We start from the raw sequence: 19,369 nt of genomic DNA, 5'->3' as shown, positions 1-19,369 counted from the left end.
ACGCCAATCGTTAAAGCCGCACGTAGAGACGGAGTGTCACGTAGCCCGTCGTGGCCGAGATGACGATCGCGACGAGGAACAGCCACGGCGAGACTATGAGGATGTCCAGGTACCCGATCGGCGGGATGATGCCCGACTCGGTGAGGTTCCTGGTGATCCGGTCGAGGAAGAACGCCTTGAACAGCACCAGGCCGGCGACCGCGGTGACCGAGCCGATGATGCCCGCGACGACCGCCTCGATGAGGAACGGCAGCTGCGTGTACCACCGGGTCGCGCCGACCAGTCGCATGATGCCGACCTCGACGCGGCGGGTGAACGCCGACACCTGGATGGTGTTCGAGATCAGCAGCAACGCGGCGAACGCCTGGATGAGCGCGAGGATCAGGGCGACGTCGCGCAGACCGTTGAGGCCCTCGAAGAACCGCTCCAGGAACTTGCCCTGGTCGTCGACTCCCTTGACGCCCGGCTTGCCCTCGAAGGCCTGCTTGATGACGTCGGTGCGGTCCGGGTCCTCCAGCTTGACGCGGAAGGTCGCCGGAATGGCCTCCGGCCGCGCGAGCTTGAGCAGCTCTGGCTGCGCTTCGAAGATCTTCTTGAAGCGCTCGAAGCCCTCGTCGCGGTTCTGGAACACCACTGTCTCGACGCCGGAGGTCTGCTCGAGCTGGGAACGCAAACCGGCACAGGGCTGCTGGGTGCAGTCCTTGTCGTTGGCGCTGACGTCGTTCGTCAGCAGCACGGAGACCTCGAGCTTGCCCGCGTAGTTGGCCTGCATCTTGTCGACCATGCGGACGACGAGCAGGCCACCGCCGAGCAGCCCGAGCGAGATGGCGGTCGTGAGGATCATCGCGATCGTCATCGTGACGTTCCGGCGAAGTCCGGTGACGACCTCGCTGAACACGAAGCTGGTACGCATCGGGGGCGGGGTTCCTTGGGGTTCGGGGACTAGGGACGCTTAACGGCCAACGCCGTAAACGCCGCGTGCGTCATCACGGACGACCTTGCCGTACGCCAACTCGACGACGCGACGGCGCATCGAGTCGACGATGCCGTGGTCGTGGGTGGCCATGATGACGGTCGTGCCGGTGCGGTTGATCCGCTCCAGCAGCAACATGATGTCCTGGCTCGTGTCGGGGTCCAGGTTTCCGGTCGGCTCGTCGGCGATCAGCACCAGCGGCCGGTTCACGAACGCACGGGCGATCGCGACGCGCTGCTGCTCACCACCGGACAGCTCCGTCGGGAACCGGTCCTCCTTGCCGTCGAGGCCGACCAGCTGCAGCACCTCCGGCACCACCTTGACGATGGTGTTGCGGGGCTTGCCGATGACCTCGAGCGCGAAGGCGACGTTCTCCGCCACCGTCTTCGTGGGCAGAAGACGGAAGTCCTGGAACACGCAGCCGATGGACTGACGCAGACGGGGGACCCTGCGCCGCGACATCTTGGCGACGTCGAAGTTGGAGACGTAGACGCGTCCCCTGGTCGGCACCTCTTCGCGCAGCAGCAGGCGCAGGAACGTCGACTTGCCGGACCCCGAGGGCCCGATCAGGAAGACGAACTCGCCCTTCTCCATCTCGACGGACACGTCGTCGAGCGCAGGACGCGTGGAGGTCTTGTAGACCTTGGAAACGTGTTCGAGACGAATCACGAGGCGCGAGTCTACTCATGGCCGGGGTAAAGCCCCCGTTCCGGTTAACTTCCGGCCCCGGAAGGGCGGTCCGGACCTCGACACGCCGTGTCCGACCAGGCACATCCCGTTCACGAAAAGAGCACGTCCCGCCCTCGTTCGGACGGAACGTGCTCTTCACCTCAGATCAGCCGCGGACTAACCCTGGGACTGCTTGCGCCACCGGATGCCGGCCTCGAGGAAGTCGTCGATCTCCCCGTCCAGCACCGCGGACGGGTTGCCGACCTCGTGCTCGGTCCGCAGGTCCTTGACCATCTGGTACGGGTGCAGCACGTAGGAGCGCATCTGGTTGCCCCAGCTGGAGCCGGAGTCCTTCAGCGCGTCCATCTTGGCCTGCTCCTCCTGCCGGCGGCGCTCGAGCAGCTTGGCCTGCAGCACGTTCATGGCCGTGGCCTTGTTCTGCAGCTGCGAGCGCTCGTTCTGGCAGGACACCACGATGCCGGTCGGAATGTGCGTGAGGCGCACCGCCGAGTCGGTGGTGTTGACGCCCTGGCCACCGGGGCCGGACGAGCGGTAGACGTCGACGCGCAGGTCCTTCTCGTCGATCTCGACGTGGTCGGTCTGCTCAACGACGGGCACGACCTCGACGCCGGCGAACGACGTCTGGCGGCGGCCCTGGTTGTCGAACGGCGAAATGCGCACGAGACGGTGCGTGCCCTGCTCGACGCTCAACGTGCCGTAGGCGTACGGAGCGGAGACGCGGAAGGTCGCGGACTTGATGCCCGCCTCCTCCGCGTAGGAGGTGTCGAAGACCTCGACGCCGTAGTTGTGGCGCTCGGCCCAGCGCGAGTACATGCGCAGCAGCATCTCGGCGAAGTCCGCGGCGTCGACGCCGCCGGCCTCCGCGCGGATGGTGATGAGCGCGTTGCGCTCGTCGTACTCGCCGGACAGCAGCGTGCGAACCTCGAGGCTCGCGATCTCCTCGCGCAGCTTGGCGCGGTCGTTGTCCGCGTCGGCCTGCGCGTCCGCGTCCTCGGCCTCTTCTGCGAGTTCGTAGAGCAGCGGGAGGTCGTCCAAGCGCTCGCGCAGGTTCGTGACGCGACGCAGCTCACCCTGCTTGTGGGAGAGCTGGCTGGTGACCTTCTGCGCCTTCTCCTGGTCGTCCCAGAGGTCGGGCTTGGCTGCCTGCTCTTCCAGGTCCGCGACCGCGGCGCGCAATCCATCGAGGTCCATCACCGCCTCGATGCTCGACAGCGTGGCGGAGAGGTCCTTGATGTCTGCTTCGACGTCCGGGTTCACGCAAAAAGATTACGCCAGCACCGGTCGCAGTTCGCGACCGGTGCTTGCTGGCAGTCCCTTTACGCGGTCGGGATGGCGTCGAGCAGCTTGAGAACCGCCTTCGCATGAGCGAGGCCGAACTCGGCCACCGCCTTGGCGTAGGGGTCCTCCGCCGTCTTGGCCGCGCTCTTCGCGCTCTCCTGCTCCTGACCGTACGCCGAACGCGCGGTCGTGATCAGGGACTCGCGCTGCTTCGCGGTCAGCGAGCCGGCGTGCACCAGGCGCAGGATGAGCGGGCTGCGGAGATGGTCCGGGCCAGGCTCGGACAGCAGCCAGTTCTTGAAGGCCTTCTTGCCCGCCGCGGTGAGCACGTACTGCTGGCTCGACCGCGGTCCTTGCTTGCCGAGGCGCAGCAGGCCTTGGTCAGCCAGCGCGGGCAGCTCGCGGTACACCTGGCTGCGGGTGACGCTGAAGAACGCGCCGAAGCGGTCTCCTGCCTCCGCAACCAACTGGCCACCGGTCTTGGGTCCGTCGTGCAGCAGCCCGAGCAGGGCGGCTGCGGTCGCATTCAGGTCTGACACAACGACAACGTTCCCACGTCTGGGGGAAGCTGTCCACAATGGTCAGCCGTTCTGTCCACAGTGGCTGATCACCGGGCTAGTCTGATGGGCCATGCGGAGCAACGAAAAGTCTCGCTGAGTAAGCGGCAGTTTCTCAGCCTCACGCGTTTGGCCGCTTGACCGTCTGTGTCCATCCCGGATGGAAAAACCCTTTCGCAGAAACGAAAGTCACCCGATCTCACTCGATCGGCGGTACGACTCTCACCGGCCGGAGCCACCCGAATGGACGGACGTGAGCCCTCGTCGCACGACCTGGTGATGTCCGCGCACATCTCTTTCCTACGCCCGCACAACCGGGAAAATGATCATTGCCAGGCAGGCGGAGCGAGACACGGAGGTCGGGGACGATGAAGAACATCAAGTGGCTGGACCACAAGAAGGTGGCGGCGCACACGGTGGCGTGGATGACCGGCGGCATCCCTGAGCAGGCAGGCAAGGACGAGTGCATGGTCTGCGGCAAACAGATCCGCAAGCACCGCACGGTCAACGGCGAGGGCCGGATCTGCTCCAGCATGCTGTGCGCCCAGTACTGGGCGGAGAACATGACCTGAAAGTTCGCGTTGATCGCGAATAACAAGAAGGCCGGAGCCTGTTGGCTCCGGCCTTCTTGTCTAGTAGCGGGGACAGGATTTGAACCTGCGACCTCTGGGTTATGAGCCCAGCGAGCTACCGAGCTGCTCCACCCCGCGCCGCTTCTAGCTTGTCTTGCTGTTGTAAGGAGAACTCTACACCCTCCCGAAACCCCTTTTTCACCACCCCCCACTAACGCGGTTTCCGCAGGTCACACGCGGCGTTCGTCAGGTACCGCACCTGCTGGTCAACCTACGGGGGTCTGAGGGCTTGCCCCCAGGGTGGGGTTTGGGGGCTCCGCCCCCAAACCAATGCGAAAAAGTCCTGTCTGCGTTCTCCGCAGACAGGACTCTTCCAACTTTGTAGCGGGGACAGGATTTGAACCTGCGACCTCTGGGTTATGAGCCCAGCGAGCTACCGAGCTGCTCCACCCCGCGTCGGTATGAATAGAACCTTACGCGGGTGGAGCGGCTTATTGCAAATCGAGAGGTCAGCCTGACGGTGTGGGGCTCGGCACAACCGACGACTGGCCCCTCTGCGGCGGTGCGGCGGCCCCGGTGTTGTACTGCTTGAACCGGGTCGACGCGTCCTCCAGGCGCTGGTACGCCTGGCCGAGCGCGGCGAAGTCACCGCTCTGCTGCGCCTTCTTGATGTCCGCCAACGCCGAGTCGATGTCGTTGACCGCCTTCTGCAGCTCAGGACTCAACGTGCTGTTCGACGGCGGCGTGGTCGGCGTCGTCGAGTTCCCGTTGTTCGGCGGGTTGGTGCTCGGCGGCGGCACGACCGCACCCGTGCCGCTGAGCACCTGTTCCAACGCCTCGCTCAACGTCGACGCGTACCCGACCCGGTCGCCGTACCAGACCAGCACCTTGGACAGCTGCGGATAGGACGTGTTGTTGGACGCGCGCTCGATGTACACGGGTTCGACGTAGAGCAGCGCACCGCCCACCGGGAGCGTCAGCAGGTTGCCGTAGACGACCGTCGTCTTCTGCTGTGCGAGCAGGTTGAGCTCGCGACTGACGTTGTCCGAGGTGAGGAACTGCGTCTGGATCTGCTGCGGGCCCTTGGCGTCCTGCGTCAGCTGCAGCACGCTTATCTTCCCGTAGTTGTCCGGGTCGGACCCCACGGTGACGTACGCCGCCATGAACTCCCGGTTCTCCCGGACCAGCGGGCTGGTCAGCTGGAACCGGACCTTGCTGGCGTCGCTCGGGTCACCGGCCAGCACGTAGAACGGCGGCTGCGCGTCCCTGCGCTTGGCCGCGGCGTCGCGCTGGGCGTCGGCCGAGGTCACGTTGTCGATCGTCGGGTCCTGGGCCGGCGCCCAGTAGGCGACACCGGAGTAGAAGTCCGACGGCGACGAGACGTGGTACTTCGACAGCATCTGCCGCTGCACCTTGAACAGGTCCTCGGGGTAGCGGAAGTGCTGGCGCAGCTCGTTCGAGATCTCGCTGTTCGGCTTCACCGTGTTCGGGAAGACGCCCATCCACGCCTTGAGGACCGGGTCCTTCTCGTCCATCGCGTACAGGCTCACCGTGCCGTCGTAGGCGTCCACAGTGGCCTTGACCGAGTTGCGGATGTAGTTGACGGACTTGTTGGCCTGCGAGATCACCACGCCGTCCGCGGTGAGCGAGTCGTTCGTCGCGTCACCCAGCGGGGTGCGCTGCGCGTACGGGTAGTTGTCCAGCGTGGTGTAGCCGTCGACGATCCACGTGATGCGGCCGTTCACGACGGCCGGGTACGGGTCGCTGTCGACGGTGAGCCACGGCGCGACGGCCTGCACGCGGTCCCGCGGCGCGCGCTTGATCATGATCTTCGACTCGTCCGCGATGGACTGGTTGAAGAGGATGTTCCGCTCGCCGTAGTAGGCCGCGAACGCCAGCTTGTTGAACAGGCTGCCGATCGGCACACCGCCGGAGCCGGTGTAGGTGTAGGACTTGGCGTCCGTGTCGTACTCGGCCGCCGAACCCTGCGGCCGGCCACCGACGATCGAGTAGTCGTTCATGCCGAACAGCTCGCCGTAGTAGGTGCGCGGCTGGTCGACCTTGATGCCGTTCTCGGCGTTGCGGATCGTGCCGTCCGGCGCGACCTCACCGGTCTTGAACTCCGGGTACCCGCCGTTGGTCTGGTCGGCCACCGCGTTGACCTTGTTCGCCTCGGCGTAGACGAAGCCGTTGCCGTGCGTGTAGATGAGGTGCTGGTTGATCCAGTCGCGCTGGCCCTGCGGCAGGCTGTCGAGCTTCAGCTCGCGGACCGCCACGATGTAGTCGCGCAGCTTCCCGTCCACTGTGTACCGGTCGACGTCGAGCTTGTTCGGGAACCCGTAGAACGGCCGCAGCTGCTGGAACTGCGTGAAGGTCCGTCCGAGCACCGCCGGGTCGAGCAGGCGGATGTTGCCCAGCGTCGCCGCGTCGTTGGTCTTGATCTGGTCGTTGGTGATGTTCTGTTTGCCCTCGTAGGGCTTTGTCTGCACCTTGTCCTCGGTGAGCCCGAACGACTGCCGTGTCGCCGCGATGTTGCGTTCGATCGACTGGGCTTCCTTCTGGATGGCGTTCGGCTTGACCGAGAACTGCTCCAGCACCGCGGGCCACGCCGCGCCGACGAGCACGCTCGACAGCACCAGCAGGACGGTCGCGATGGCTGGCAGCTGGACGTTGCGCATGAACGCGCCCGCGAAGAACGCGATCGCGCAGAACACCGCGATGCACAGCAGGATCAGCTTGGCCGGCAGCACCGCGTTGAGGTCGGTGTAGCTCGCGCCGACGAACTTCTCGTTGTCGTGCAGCAACAACTCGTACCGGTCGAAGAAGTACGCGACGGCCTTCAGCAGCACGAACGTGCCGGCGACGAGCGCCAGGTGCAGCCGCGCGGGCCCGGAGAGCTGACCGCCGCGACCGGCCAGCCGGATCCCGCCGAAGAGGTAGTGCGCGATCACCGCGCCGATGAACGACACCGCAGTCACGATGAACAGCCACGACAGCAGCCACTCGTAGAACGGCAGCTTGAACGCGTAGAAGCCGATGTCGTGCCCGAACTGCGGGTCGGTCACCCCGAACGGCTCGGCGTTGAGGAAGAGCTGGATCTGCTGCCAGTCCGCCTGCGCCGACGCGCCTGCGATCAACCCGACGAACACCGGGATGCCGATCGCGAACAACCGCATCCGCCGCATCACGACCGTGCGGTAGCGCGCCACCGGGTCGTCGGGCCCGGACACCGGCACGAACACCGGACGGGCGCGGTAGGCGAGGTAGAGGTTGAGCGCGACGATGCCGCCGACGACGACCCCGACGGCCACGAACAGCCCCAGCCGGGTGAGCAGCACCGTGCTGTAGACGTCGCGGAATTTCACCTCGCCGAACCACAGCCAGTTCACGTAGGTGTCGAGCAGCCGCGATCCCGTGATGAGACCGAACAGGAGCACAACACCGACGATGAGCAGTATTCGGCTGCGTCGGGACAGTTTCGGCAGTCCGACCGGAGGCCGTGTGGCCACGAGGCACGCTCCTGGATCGCGGAATTTCAATACGTACGTTTAGTCCAACTCTACGGACGACGCCCTGGGTTCCCGTGAAGTCGGCGGTCTTACGATGACACGCGTGTCAGCGAGTGAAACGCCAGCGGTCATCCTCCCGACGGTCGCCCGCGAGGTAGAGGAGTTCGTCGGGGCGGGCGGCTGGGAGCAGCCCCCGCAACTCTTCGCCCTCGTGGCCACCTCAGACCTGATCGAGCAGCAGCCGGAGCTGCGGGCCCAGCTGGACCCGGAGGCCTCCCCGCTGACCCCGATCGCCCAGGACGAGCTGACGGGCGACCTGGGTGACGCGCTGGCGGGCATCGAGTGGCCCCCGGCCGTGACCGGGTGCGCCCTGGCCCAGGAGATCGTGGTCCTGCCGCCGGAGGCCGAGACCGAACTGCAGCACGGCGAACTGGACGACGAGGCGGCCCGCAGGTTCGCGGCCGAACACCCGGCCCGCCGCGAGGCGCGCCTGGTGGCGGCGGTGCTGCGCGACGGCTCTGTCTCCTGCGTGCTGCGGCTGCGCGGAACGGTCGAGGTGCCAGAGGAGGTCGTCGAGCACCCCGAGCTGGCGCCCAACCTCACCGACGCCCTGCTCGCCACGCTTCGCCCCTGACCCGCACACCCCCAGGCTGGCACAACCCCGGCGCTTGATCGCGCCGGGGTTGTGATGTCGTGCGTTCGCGGGTAGCGGACAAGCTCAGCAGGCGGGCGTCTCCTTGCCCGAGTTGAGCGCCTCCAGCGAGGACACCGCGTCCTTGAGGTTCTCGACCTTGATCAGCTTGAGCCCCTCCGGCGCCTGCTGCTTCGCGTCCTGGCAGTTGTCCTTGGGCACGAGGAACGCCGTCGCGCCGGCCTCCTTCGCGGCGACCATCTTGAACGCGATGCCGCCGATGGGCTTCACCGTGCCGTCGCCGGTGATCTCGCCGGTGCCCGCGATGGCCTTGCCGCCGTTGAGCTCGCCCGGCGTCAGCTTGTCGACGATCGCCAGCGCGAAGATCAGACCGGCGGACGGGCCACCGACGTCGGACAGGCTGATCTTGATCTTGAACGGCACGTCGGCGCGGTCCACCGGCGAGATGCCGATGAAGCCCGCGGGGCGGCCGTCCTCGCGAGTGCCGAGGGTGAGCTGGGTCGACTTCGAGGTGCCGTCCTTCTCGAAGGCCACCTCGATGCGGTCACCGGGCTTGGTGTTCTCCAGCGCGCTGCTCACGTCGGCGGCGCTCTGCACCTGCTTGCCGTTGACGGAGATGATGCGGGCGCCGAGCGGGATCACGTTGTCCGCGGGGCTGCCCTTGGTGACCTGGTTCGCGATCACCATGCCCGGATACTGCAGGTAGTGCAGCGCGGCGACCTCGGCGGCGGTCTGCGACTCGCTGAACGCCAGCTCGTTGTTGCGCTGCACCTCCTCCTCCGACTCGCCGGGCTTGAAGAACTCCTCGCGCGGCGCGAGGGCGTAGCGGCCGGACAGCCAGAGGCCGAGCGCGCCGAACAGCGACACGTCGTCGGTGAGCGAGACCGTCGTCATGCGCAGGGATCCCTTGGTGGGGAAGGTGTCCTGGCCGTCCACCGAGACGACGTCGGTGTCCTTGACCTTGCCGAGCACGTCGTAGGTCGGGCCGGGGCCCAGCGCGACGTACGGGACTCTGGCGAAACCGCCGAGCAGTCCGAGTGCCGCCACCACTAGGAAGCTGATGATCAGCGTCCACGTCCGGCGGGTCAGTCCGCGCTCCCTCGGCGGGGGCGCGGGTGGGGGTGCGGTCGTGACGGTTTCACTCACGGCTGAACAGCGTACGACCATGTGGATCCGCGTACGGTAGAGGCATGAGTGACGTGCCGTTCGGGTTCAGCCCGCACGACCCCGACGACAAGAGCGGGAAGCCGGGAGACAACCCGTTCGACTTCAGCCAGCTGGGCAACATGCTCAGCCAGCTGGGCGCGATGCTGAGCAGCGCCGGGACGTCGAGCGGGCCGGTCAACTACGACCTCGCCAAGCAGATCGCGTTCCAGCAGCTGTCCTCGACGACGACCACCGTCGGGTTCGCCGCCGACCAGTCCAGTGCCGTGACGGACGCCGTGCACCTGGCCGAGATGTGGCTCGACCCGGTCACGTCGCTGCCCGCCGGCACCCGCACGACCCAGGCGTGGACCGCGCGCGACTGGATCGAGCGCACCATCCCCACCTGGCAGCGCCTGTGCGACCCGGTCGCGCAGCGCATGTCCGGCGCGTGGGTCGAGGCGATGCCCGCCGAGGCGAAGCAGGCGGCCGGTCCGCTGCTGTCGATGCTCGGTCAGATGGGCGGCATGGCGTTCGGATCGCAGCTCGGCAACGCCCTGGCGCAGCTCGGCTCCGAGGTGCTCACCTCGACCGACGTCGGCCTGCCGCTCGGCCCCGAGGGCACCGCGGCGCTGCTGCCCGCGAACATCGAGAAGTTCACCGAGGGCCTGGAGCGCCCGGCCTCCGAGGTGATGGTGTTCCTCGCCGCCCGCGAGGCCGCGCACCAGCGCCTCTTCACGCACGTGCCGTGGCTGCGGCAGCGGCTGCTCGACACCGTCGAGGAGTTCGCCAAGGGCATCAAGGTCGACACCTCCGCCCTGGAGCAGCTCGCCGGCCAGATCGACCCGTCGAACCCTGCCTCCATCGAGGAGGCCATGAGCTCCGGCCTGCTCGAACCGCAGACCACCCCGGAGCAGAAGGCGGCGCTGAACCGCCTGGAGACCCTGCTGGCCCTGGTCGAGGGCTGGGTGGACGTCGTGGTCGACGCCGCCGTGTCCGACCGCCTGCCCGGTGCTCCGGCGCTGCGCGAGACGCTGCGCCGCCGCCGTGCCTCCGGTGGCCCGGCCGAGCAGACCTTCGCGACCTTGGTCGGCCTCGAACTGCGCCCGCGCAAGCTGCGGGCCGCCTCCGCGCTGTGGAAGCTCATCGGCGACCAGCACGGCGTCGAGGTGCGCGACAGCGTGTGGGAGCACGCCGAGCTCGTCCCGACCGCCGAGGACCTGGACGACCCGCTGGAGTTCGCCGAGCGCCTGACCAACACCCGCAACGCGCTCGAGGACCCGATCGCCGAGCTGGAGCGCACCATGCGCGAGGACGAGGGCAAGCCCGAGAAGCCCGAGGACGGCAAGCCCGACGAGAGCTGACCAGTATCTGAACGACGCGCCCGGCGAGGACTTTCCTCACCGGGCGCGTCGCATTCGGGGGTCCGGGGGCTTGCCCCCGGCGTGGGGTCTGGGGGCTCGGCCCCCAGAAGACACCTGAGCGAGGACCGGCGAGCGCTCTCCGCGAGCACACCTCGCCCCCGAGCGAAGCGCTCTCCGCGAGCACACCTCGCCCATCATCCGACGCTCAGTCTTCTGTGATCCCCCAGCCTGCGGCGGCTGAGAGGCCTTCCAGGTAGCCCATGGCGCGCTCGGTCTTCGGGTAGCGGTGCACCCACTCCCAGAAGTCCTTGCCGTGCCCTGGCACCAGCAGGTGCGCCAACTCGTGCACGAGCACGTAGTCGAGCACCCACGGCGGCACGTCGCGCAGCCGCTCGGACACCCTGATGGTGCCCTCGGTCGGCGTGCACGACGCCCAGCGCGTGCGCATGGGCGGCACCCAGCGCACGCTGACGGGGTCGGCGAGCGAGTCGAGGTAGCGCGCCGACAGCTCGGCACACCGCGCCATCAACGCCTCGTCCGACGTTCGCGCAGGGGATTTCCTGCGCGTCTCACTGCGCTGGAGGCGGCTCAACATCTCCGCCACCCAGTGCTTCTCTTCCCCCTTGGTCATCCGTGCCGGCAGAAGGACGACGACGGTGTCGCCCTCCCGGTACGCGCTGACCATGCGGCGGCGCCGGGGGCTCCGCCGCACCTCCACCCGCGGTTCGGCCATGGAGTCACCGTAAACGGCGGCACTGACAATTTTCCGCCCCCAACCGGCGGCAGCCGCGCACCCGGCGGGTGAAGTTCCACCGAACGGCGGCTGGACACGCGCGGAAACGACATGCGCGGTTTCGCGCGCTCGCGGAGGTACCGTCGCGCCAAGGTCCCCGAGTGTGTCCGCACTCACAACTGCAAGGGAGGGGCTGTGGCCGAGACCTACAACGGCTACTGCGTCAAGTGTCGGGAGAAGCGCGACTTCGACGGCAAGGTCGAGGAAACCAACGGCCGGCGCATGGCGAAGGGCACCTGCCCTGTCTGCGGCACGAAGATGACGCGGATCCTCGGCAAGGCCAAGGTCTGACGTTTCCGCTGGCAGGGGGCTCCGCCCCCTGCCAGTCTTCTCCTGTGGACACGAGACCTCGCGTACGTGCAGGACTTGCCGTGGTGCGCCGCGGCGAAGGCGTCGTGCAGGTCGGCATCGACCCGAAACACGCCGTGGTGATCGACTCACTGCCCGAAGCGCTGATCGATCAGCTCCTCGCCCTCGACGGCCGCCACACCGTCGCTGAACTGGGTGAAAGACTGAAAGTGCGCGGCGAGGACCCGAGCCAGCTGAGCGCCGTTCTCGACTCGCTCGAAGAGGCCGGTCTGCTCGACACCGGCTCCCCCGTGAAGGGCGCGACGGCCGCCGTCCACGGCGCCGGTCACCTTGCGCTCGCAATTACTTCGCTTCTAGCTGAATCAAGCGTTCAGCTCGCGCACAACGCGGATCTGACGGTGCTCGCGGCGACGCTCGTTCCAGATCCGAACCTCGTGAGCACGCTGATGGCGTTCCGGACGCCGCATCTGGCCGTGCGCGTGCGTGAGGGCGTGGGCATCGTCGGACCGTTGGTGCTGCCCGGCCGTTCCTCGTGTTTGAACTGCGCGGACCTGCACCGCGCCGACCAGGACCCGGCCTGGCCCGTCATCGCGACCCAGCTCGCCGGTCGCCCGGCCTCCACCGACGTGCTCTTCGCGTCCGGAACGGCGGCGCTGGCGGTGGCGCAGATCCTGGAGTCGTTGATCTACATCCGCGGCCGCGACCTGCCCCCACCGGCCGTGCTCAACGCCACAGTCGAGCTCGACCTGGCGGCGGGTGTCGCTGAGAGGCGCAGCTGGTATCCGCACCCGGACTGTCAGTGCTCCGCACATAACATGGCCGAGTGACCGAGATTCCGCGCAAGGCCGTGCAGCGCACCGCCAAGCTGGCGAGCCTCCCGCTCGGGGTGGCCGGCCGGGTTGTCGGTGGCTGGGGGAAGCGACTGACCGGACGCGCGGCCGACGAGGTCAACGCCGAGGTGACGGCCAAGACGGCGGAACAGGTCTTCGCGGTGCTCGGCCAGCTCAAGGGCGGCGCGATGAAGTTCGGCCAGGCGTTGAGCGTGTTCGAGGCGGCCGTCCCGGACGAGCTGGCGGCCCCGTACCGCGAGGCGCTGACCAAGCTGCAGACCGCGGCCCCGCCGATGCCCGCCCGCACCACCCACCGCGTGCTCGCCGAACAGCTCGGCGCGTCCTGGGTGAAGCGCTTCAAGTCGTTCGACGACGAGCCGGCCGCCTCCGCGTCCATCGGCCAGGTGCACCGCGCGGTGTGGCACGACGGCCGCGACGTGGCGGTGAAGGTCCAGTACCCCGGCGCCGACGAGGCCCTGCGCGCGGACCTGAAGCAGCTGCTGCGGTTCAGCCGGCTGCTGCAGGCGATCATGCCCGGCACCGACGTGCGCCCACTGCTGGAGGAGCTGCGCGACCGGTACCTGGAGGAGCTCGACTACCGCGACGAGGCCGCGAACCAGCGCACGTTCGCGAAGGCCTTCGAGGACGACCCGCACGTGCTGGTGCCTCGCGTGGTCGCCTCGTCGCCCAAGGTCATGGTCACCGAGTGGACCTCCGGCGTCGGCCTGTCGCAGATCATCCGTTCCGGCTCGGTCGAGGAGCGTGACCTGGCCGGCCAGCTGCTAGCCGAGTTCCACTTCTCGGCCCCGTCGCGCTCCGGCCTGCTGCACGCGGACCCGCACCCCGGCAACTTCATGCTGGGCGACGACGGCCGCCTGCGCGTACTCGACTTCGGCGCCGTCGCCCGCCTGCCCGACGGCCTGCCCAAGACGCTCGGCCTGATGACGAGGCTGGCCCTGGACGGCCGATCCGCGGACCTGGTCGAACTCCTGCGAACCGAGAACTTCATCCGCGAGGGCATGTCCCTGCACGGCGAGGACGTACTCGGCTACCTGGCCCCGTTCGTCGAGCCCCTGCGCACCGAGTCGTTCCACTTCACCCGCCGCTGGCTGCAGTCGCAGGCGGAACGCGTGGGCGACCTGCGCAGCCCCGACTCACAAACCGGCCGGTCCCTGAACCTGCCCCCGCAATACCTGCTGATTCATCGCGTGACTTTGGGCGCAACAGGCATTCTCTGCCAGCTGGACGCCCACGTGACGGCCCGCGAAATCGTCGCCCGCTGGCAACCGGGATTCGACGACTAACTCGTCCGAGTGAACCCGCGCCAAGTTATCCACAGCTTGGCGCTCAGCCCGTTTGCCCGGCCTTGGCTCACGCCAAGATATCCCACATGGCACACCTCGCAACCACCGCTGACCTGCTCGAATCCGGCCTGTCTTCCCGGGAGATCCAGCGCTGCTGCGCGCCTTCCGGCCCCTGGCAACGAGTACTTCCCGGCGTTGTTCTGCAAAAGCCGTCACCACCGACCCGCCTGGACCGGCTGCGCGCCGTCCTCTCCTTCGCCGGCCCTGAATCGGTGATCACCGGAGCGGACGCACTGGTCCGGCAAGGCGCGGCGCTTCCGGTCCCCCGGCACATTCACGTACTCGCCGGAAAGAACATGCGAAGAGCCCACCCGTGGATTCTCCTGGAACGCACGACCCGCCCCCCGGACGTGGTGGCCCGCGACGGCCTGAGACTCGCTTCTCCGGCCAGGGCCTGCCTGGACCTGGCCCGCCGAGAGCCAAATCCTCGCGCGGTCGTGGCGATCCTCGACGCCGTGGTGGACGCGCGGCTGAGCTCGCCGGGCGACCTGCGCGAGGAGTTGGAGCGGGGCAGCCGGCGCGGCACTGCCCTGGTCAGGCAGGCCTTACGCCACCTCTACCCAACCTGAGCACTTCGCCGCCAGGCAGGCTCGCCACGGGGCTGACCAACTCGCCACTCAGGGAGAACTCGGTCCAAGGCTGATCAACTCGCTGCCCGACAGGCGCGGCCCGGTGGGAAGGCCCGCTGCCCGGCGACAGGCCCGCTGCCCAAATGAGGCCGCACGACCTCGCGCCGACCTGGCCGAAGCCCACAGCCCGGCCGACCGCCGAGCCACACCGGCCACCCGGTGCGCAACAGCCCGACAGTCGACGCGCCCCGTCGACCTAGTGGCGCGACCCGGAACGTTGGCGAGGTAATCCACGCTCAGCAGGGCGCCTCGCGGCAACGTTCCGCGTCACACCACTAGCCACCCCGACCAAACCCACGACCCTCGCAGCACCCAAACCAGCCACCGAGCCACGCCAGTCAGCCACGCCGGCCCACCCGCACCGATCGCAACGACAACAGGCCAGGAGCTCAGCACTCCCGGAGCCCCGACCTGCAACGTCAGCGCCAGTACTCGTCCGGCAGCTTGCCCTCGATGTCCCGAACATGGGTCTTCGAGCACACCTGACACAACCACCGCATCGACCCACCGGTCCGCTCAGCAGACCAGGCCAAGAACTCCAGGTCGGAAACGGAGGCACGCGACCGCCCACACCTGTGGCACGCCACCATCGGCGCCGCCCCAGCCGTCATCGGCGCCGTCCCAGGTGGACGGTGTCCGTCTCGAGCAGGAACACGTCCTCCCGCGCGCCGACGTACTCGGAGTCGGAGGGGTTGAGCAGCCGGCGCAACGCGTCGCGGTCGGCGGGGTGCAGGTATGGCCCGGTGATCTCGGCGAGCCAGGTCAGGCGGTCGACCGCCCACTCGCGGACGAGGTGCTTGGCCGGGGCCGGGTGGTCGACCAGGAAGCTGAAGGCGCTGATCTCACCGAGGCCCGCGTCGGCCAGGGCTACGTTCCAGCCAACCGGCAGGCGGACGGAGCCGGTCATCTTCTCGCGCATCGACACGAACCAGTCGGCGCGGGCCGCTGCCATGCGGTCCTGCAGGCCGGGCTCGCCGACGCCGAGGTCCCAGGGCAGGAACCGCGTCTCCAATCCGCCTTCTGCCAGGGCCAGCCAGCCGCCGGGAGCGAGCGCCGACACCAGGCGACGGACACCGCGCAGCTGGTCAGGGAGGTGGTGGATCACCCGGGAGCCCCAGATGAGCTCGACCGGGCCGGCGAACGACAGCGGGTCTTCGGCTGCGAGGTCGGCCAGCACGGGTTTGATCGACACGGCGCCGTCCGCCTCGGCGCGCGCCGCGGTGCAGGCCGCGTCCAGCAGTTCCGGTGTGGCGTCGACCAGGACGAGTACGCCGCCGCCGTGTTCGCGCAGGGCAGTGACCAGCGGGACGCTCATGGAGCCGGCACCGCAGCCGACGTCCATCACGACCGGTGAGTCGGGCAGCAGTGACACGAGTCTGCGGGCGACCACGGACAACGCCTCGGACTGCAGCGAGCCGTAGCGCCTCATCGCGTGGAGGCGGGCGGACCAGTCGATACCGTCGTGGGTGTGGTGCGGCACAAACGCAAACGGTACGGAGGAACGGCCGAGGCCGCCATCCACCTTCTCGTGGATGACGGCCTCAGCTCGAGACTGTCAGAGGTCGAAGCGAGCCGCTCTGCGTCCCGCCCATCGCGACAACCTGCGCCAACGTTGCGCTGCCGCGAGGCGGTTCGCCAGGCGTTGCTCTTCCGCGAACCTCTGGGCTTCTTGTATTCGTATTCGCACAAGTTCTTCATTCAGAGACATGGGAGTCAGGCCCTCGTTCAGGTAGGTGGGGAACGCGCTGTTGCTGGTCACGGTGTTCACGCTGCCGCCTCCGTCTTGTCAGCGGTGACGACTGCTGCCGCGTCCTTGCGCGGACGGCCACGGGGCCGCTTCCGCGCGATCACGACACCGCGCTCGAAGATCTCTCCACCCCAGACACCCCACGGCTCGTGACGGGCGATCGCGCCGGCGAGGCACTCCGCCAGAACCGGGCAGGTCCCGCAGAAGGACTTGGCCTTCTCGAGGTCAGCCGGAACGTCCGCGAACCAGAGGTCGGGGTTGTGGGTGCGGCAGGGCAGGTCAAGCCCGTCCGCGAGGTCCGGAAGTGTCTCGCCGGTAAGCGGGACAGTCGCGGTCAACATCAGGGTTTTCTCCTTGTGTGGGGTACTGCAAAAACACGAAAGCCGCGGACTCTGTGCGAGTCCGCGGCTTTCGTGAGCCTGGTGGTCCTTCGACCCCCTCTATGGGGTCGGCAGGAGCCTTCTCACTTGATGCGCGGACAGCGCATTCGTGTAGTTGTGGACGGCATCGATGACCGGCAGCACGATCGGCTGCTCGCTGCCCAGTTCGGTGCCGCGCAGAGCGGTGCCGCGCTCGCGACCCAGCAGTGCCACTGGCTTGAGGGCAGACTTGTGCCACATCGCCTGGGCGGCTGCGGACGCGCAAAGACCCTCGGACACGGGGAGGCCGAGCGAGCGCGAAGTGTTGATGAGCTTCACAACTGCCACCTCCTCCAAGAGAGCTCTGCTGTCGAGAGCTAGTAGTAGTTCTTCTTCCCCAGACGGGTCCTCCGGACCCGGCATGAGCAGGTTATGACCCCGTCCCACGGGCTCGCAACCTATTTAACGAAACTTGTTCCGATCAGGTGGCGGAGTACCCGACACCGGCTCGGACCAGGCCCAACACGTCGTCGCCGAACTTATCAAGCTTGGAGGCGCCGATGCCCGAGATCGCCACAAGTCCGGCCGAATCCGTGGGTCGCTGCTCCGCGATCGCCATCAGCGTGGCGTCGGTGAAGACCACGTACGCGGGCACCTTCAGCTCCCGCGCCCGCCCCGCACGCCACTGGCGCAACGACTCGAGCAACTCCTCGTCCACATCGGACGGGCAGGACCTGCAACGACCGAGCTTGACGGCTTGCGCGTCGACCAGCGGCGACGTGCAGACCCGGCAGGTCGGTTTCTCCTTCTTCATCAGAGGAGGTCGCTGCGCGCCGCCAGATACCCGTGCGGCCGGGTGGTTCTCGGGCACGAGGTTGTAGAGGAAGCGCGAGCGGCGGCGGTACTTGCGGCCACCGGCCGCGCGCGCCAACGCCCACGACAGCCAGAGGTGTACACGCGCGCGCGTCACGCCTACATATAGAAGGCGGCGTTCTTCTTCGATCTTCGCCTCGTCGCCGTCGGCGTACTGGATCGGCATCGTGCCCTCGACCAGCCCGACGAGGAACACGGCGTCCCACTCCAGGCCCTTCGACGCGTGCAGCGACGCCAGCGTCACGCCCTCGACGGTCGGCGGGTGCTGCGCCTCGGCACGCATGTCGAGCTCCGCGCAGAACCGCGGCAGGTCGGCTTCCGGCGACGAGACGGCGAACTCCTCGGCGAGCTCGACCAGGGCGAGCAACGACTCCCAGCGCTCACGGGCGGAGCCACCGGTCGGCGGTTCGTCGGTCAGCCCGACCCGGCCCAGCACCGAACGGACGACCTCGGGCAGGCTCCCGTCCACCTCGCCGGCCGTGCGCAACGCGATCATCGCCTGGCGCACCTCGGCGCGTTCGAAGAACCGCTCGCCTCCACGCACCAAGTACGGGATGCCGAGCGATGCGAGCGCCTGCTCGTACACCTCTGACTGCGCGTTCACGCGGTAGAGGATCGCGATCTCGGAAGCCGCGACGCCTTCGTCGAGCAACGTCTTGATGCGCCGCGCGACCGAGTCCGCCTCGGCCGGTTCGTCGTCGAACTCGTGGAACCGCGGCAGTGGGCCTTCCGGCCGCTGCCCGATGAGCTGCAGCCGCGAGCCGGCGGGGCGTCCGCGCGCCCACTTGATGACGTCGTTGGCCAGCGCCACGACCTGGGGCGTCGACCGGTAGTCCCGCTCCAGCCGCACGACGACCGCCTCGGGGAACCGCCGCGGGAAGTTGAGCAGCGGCTGCGGCGAGGCGCCGGCGAACGAGTAGATGGTCTGGTTCGCGTCACCGACCACGGTCAGGTCGTCGCGGCCGCCGAGCCACGAGTCGAGCACGCGCTGCTGCAGCGGCGTCACGTCCTGGTACTCGTCGACCACGAAGCAGCGGTAGCGGTCGCGGAACTCCTGCGCGACCTCCGCGTTGTCCTCCAGCGCCCCGGCCGTGTAGAGCAGCAGGTCGTCGAAGTCGAGCAGCTGCGCCTCGTTCTTGAGCTGCTCGTAGGTCGTGTAGAGCTTCATGATCTGGTCGGCGGGCGCCGGGATGTCCCGTGCGGCGCGCGCGGCGGCGACCGGGTAGTCCTCCGGCGTGAGCAGCGACGCCTTCGCCCACTCGATCTCGCTGGTGAGATCGCGCAGCGCGTCGGGTTCGGTCGGCAGCCCCAGCCGGGTCGCGGCGCGGGCGACGACGCGGATCTTCTGGTCGACCAGTTCCCAGCGCGGACCGCCGATGACGCGTGGCCAGAAGTAGCGCAGCTGGCGTGAGGCGGCGGCGTGGAACGTCACGGCCTGTGCGCCGTGCACATCGAGAGAGCGCAAACGGGTGCGCATCTCCCCCGCAGCGCGCTTGGTGAACGTGACGGCGAGGACCTGCGACGGAGCGACGTGACCGCGTTGGCACAGGTAGGCGATGCGGTGCGTGATGGTGCGCGTTTTTCCGGTACCGGCGCCCGCGAGCACGCACACCGGGCCGCGCGGCGCCTCGACCGCTGCGCGCTGTTCCGGATCAAGACCCTCCAGCAACGCCTCCATGCCCGGCAGTCTCGCAGACGGCCGATGCGAGACCGATACCACCGCGCCG

At 68.1% G+C, this 19,369-nt stretch carries 18 protein-coding genes and 2 tRNA genes; 7 read left to right on the top strand and 13 right to left on the bottom strand.

Annotation, left to right across the window (positions count from 1 at the left end; all coding sequences use genetic code 11):
• Positions 1 to 10: 10 nt before the first annotated feature.
• The 4 genes from ftsX to B0F77_RS32940 form a co-directional block, all read right to left on the bottom strand.
• A complete protein-coding gene (ftsX, locus tag B0F77_RS32955) occupies positions 11 to 913 on the bottom strand; it encodes a permease-like cell division protein FtsX (protein WP_086666931.1) in 903 nt (300 codons plus the stop codon).
• Positions 914 to 952: 39 nt separating this feature from the next.
• Positions 953 to 1,642, bottom strand: a complete 690-nt coding sequence (gene ftsE, locus B0F77_RS32950; protein ID WP_086666930.1) for a cell division ATP-binding protein FtsE — start codon at positions 1,640 to 1,642, stop codon at positions 953 to 955.
• A 177-nt stretch (positions 1,643 to 1,819) separates the two neighbouring features.
• Positions 1,820 to 2,920 carry a peptide chain release factor 2 gene (gene prfB / locus B0F77_RS32945; RefSeq protein ID WP_086666929.1) on the bottom strand — a complete coding sequence of 367 codons (1,101 nt, stop codon included), beginning with the start codon at positions 2,918 to 2,920 and terminating at the stop codon, positions 1,820 to 1,822.
• A 59-nt stretch (positions 2,921 to 2,979) separates the two neighbouring features.
• Complete coding sequence (locus B0F77_RS32940; protein WP_086666928.1) at positions 2,980 to 3,480, bottom strand: PadR family transcriptional regulator; 501 nt, start codon at positions 3,478 to 3,480, stop codon at positions 2,980 to 2,982.
• A 386-nt stretch (positions 3,481 to 3,866) separates the two neighbouring features.
• Between B0F77_RS32940 and B0F77_RS32935 the strand changes: the two genes are divergently transcribed.
• Positions 3,867 to 4,070 carry a hypothetical protein gene (locus B0F77_RS32935; protein WP_045311201.1) on the top strand — a complete coding sequence of 68 codons (204 nt, stop codon included), beginning with the start codon at positions 3,867 to 3,869 and terminating at the stop codon, positions 4,068 to 4,070.
• A gap of 64 nt (positions 4,071 to 4,134) precedes the next feature.
• Here B0F77_RS32935 and B0F77_RS32930 read toward each other — a convergent pair.
• The 3 genes from B0F77_RS32930 to B0F77_RS32920 all read right to left on the bottom strand — a co-directional run bounded on the left by B0F77_RS32930 (position 4,135) and on the right by B0F77_RS32920 (position 7,579).
• Positions 4,135 to 4,208: transfer RNA gene (locus tag B0F77_RS32930), tRNA-Met, on the bottom strand.
• A 244-nt stretch (positions 4,209 to 4,452) separates the two neighbouring features.
• Positions 4,453 to 4,526 (bottom strand) — tRNA-Met (locus tag B0F77_RS32925).
• 53 nt (positions 4,527 to 4,579) lie between these two features.
• Entirely contained in the window at positions 4,580 to 7,579 is a 3,000-nt protein-coding gene (locus B0F77_RS32920; protein WP_086666927.1) for a UPF0182 family protein, read from the bottom strand.
• 94 nt (positions 7,580 to 7,673) lie between these two features.
• On the opposite strand from B0F77_RS32920, the gene B0F77_RS32915 reads away from it, so the two are divergent.
• Complete coding sequence (locus B0F77_RS32915) at positions 7,674 to 8,213, top strand: PPA1309 family protein (protein ID WP_086666926.1); 540 nt, start codon at positions 7,674 to 7,676, stop codon at positions 8,211 to 8,213.
• Between the two features lie 84 nt (positions 8,214 to 8,297).
• On the opposite strand, the gene B0F77_RS32910 is transcribed toward B0F77_RS32915, so the two are convergent.
• Positions 8,298 to 9,377: a YlbL family protein gene (locus tag B0F77_RS32910; protein WP_245848949.1), complete on the bottom strand. Its 1,080-nt coding sequence runs from the start codon at positions 9,375 to 9,377 to the stop codon at positions 8,298 to 8,300.
• Positions 9,378 to 9,421: 44 nt separating this feature from the next.
• Here B0F77_RS32910 and B0F77_RS32905 point away from each other — a divergent pair, with 44 nt between their 5' ends.
• The gene (locus B0F77_RS32905; protein WP_086666924.1) at positions 9,422 to 10,738 is read left to right on the top strand and encodes a zinc-dependent metalloprotease; all 1,317 of its coding nucleotides are present in this window, start codon (positions 9,422 to 9,424) and stop codon (positions 10,736 to 10,738) included.
• Positions 10,739 to 10,943: 205 nt separating this feature from the next.
• On the opposite strand, the gene B0F77_RS32900 is transcribed toward B0F77_RS32905, so the two are convergent.
• Positions 10,944 to 11,471: a M48 metallopeptidase family protein gene (locus B0F77_RS32900; protein ID WP_086666923.1), complete on the bottom strand. Its 528-nt coding sequence runs from the start codon at positions 11,469 to 11,471 to the stop codon at positions 10,944 to 10,946.
• A 195-nt stretch (positions 11,472 to 11,666) separates the two neighbouring features.
• Here B0F77_RS32900 and B0F77_RS48770 point away from each other — a divergent pair, with 195 nt between their 5' ends.
• From B0F77_RS48770 to B0F77_RS32880, 4 genes are all read left to right on the top strand, one after another.
• Positions 11,667 to 11,822, top strand: coding sequence for a DUF5679 domain-containing protein (locus B0F77_RS48770; RefSeq protein ID WP_166056119.1), 156 nt, complete (start codon positions 11,667 to 11,669; stop codon positions 11,820 to 11,822).
• Between the two features lie 44 nt (positions 11,823 to 11,866).
• The gene (locus B0F77_RS32890; RefSeq protein ID WP_245848948.1) at positions 11,867 to 12,667 is read left to right on the top strand and encodes a hypothetical protein; all 801 of its coding nucleotides are present in this window, start codon (positions 11,867 to 11,869) and stop codon (positions 12,665 to 12,667) included.
• Positions 12,664 to 13,974 (top strand): ABC1 kinase family protein, encoded by a 1,311-nt coding sequence (locus B0F77_RS32885; RefSeq protein ID WP_086666921.1) that lies wholly within the window; start codon positions 12,664 to 12,666, stop codon positions 13,972 to 13,974. Before B0F77_RS32890 ends, B0F77_RS32885 begins: the two co-directional genes overlap by 4 nt.
• An 86-nt stretch (positions 13,975 to 14,060) precedes the next feature.
• The gene (locus tag B0F77_RS32880; protein ID WP_086666920.1) at positions 14,061 to 14,603 is read left to right on the top strand and encodes a hypothetical protein; all 543 of its coding nucleotides are present in this window, start codon (positions 14,061 to 14,063) and stop codon (positions 14,601 to 14,603) included.
• Between the two features lie 667 nt (positions 14,604 to 15,270).
• On the opposite strand, the gene B0F77_RS32870 is transcribed toward B0F77_RS32880, so the two are convergent.
• The 4 genes from B0F77_RS32870 to B0F77_RS32855 all read right to left on the bottom strand — a co-directional run bounded on the left by B0F77_RS32870 (position 15,271) and on the right by B0F77_RS32855 (position 19,320).
• Positions 15,271 to 16,143, bottom strand: coding sequence for a class I SAM-dependent methyltransferase (locus B0F77_RS32870; RefSeq protein WP_086666918.1), 873 nt, complete (start codon positions 16,141 to 16,143; stop codon positions 15,271 to 15,273).
• Positions 16,144 to 16,427: 284 nt separating this feature from the next.
• Positions 16,428 to 16,751 carry a WhiB family transcriptional regulator gene (locus B0F77_RS32865; protein ID WP_086666917.1) on the bottom strand — a complete coding sequence of 108 codons (324 nt, stop codon included), beginning with the start codon at positions 16,749 to 16,751 and terminating at the stop codon, positions 16,428 to 16,430.
• Positions 16,752 to 16,850: 99 nt separating this feature from the next.
• Positions 16,851 to 17,108, bottom strand: coding sequence for a hypothetical protein (locus tag B0F77_RS32860; RefSeq protein ID WP_086666916.1), 258 nt, complete (start codon positions 17,106 to 17,108; stop codon positions 16,851 to 16,853).
• 142 nt (positions 17,109 to 17,250) lie between these two features.
• On the bottom strand, positions 17,251 to 19,320 hold the full coding sequence (locus tag B0F77_RS32855) for an ATP-dependent DNA helicase UvrD2 (RefSeq protein ID WP_086666915.1): 2,070 nt from the start codon (positions 19,318 to 19,320) through the stop codon (positions 17,251 to 17,253).
• Between the last annotated feature and the right edge of the window lie 49 nt (positions 19,321 to 19,369).

Origin of the sequence: Lentzea kentuckyensis, assembly GCF_002150765.1 — a bacterium.
Classification (GTDB): Bacteria; Actinomycetota; Actinomycetes; order Mycobacteriales; family Pseudonocardiaceae; genus Lentzea; species Lentzea kentuckyensis.
The sequence above is the reverse complement of the archived record's forward strand: the minus strand, read 5'-3'. Positions and strand labels throughout refer to the sequence as shown.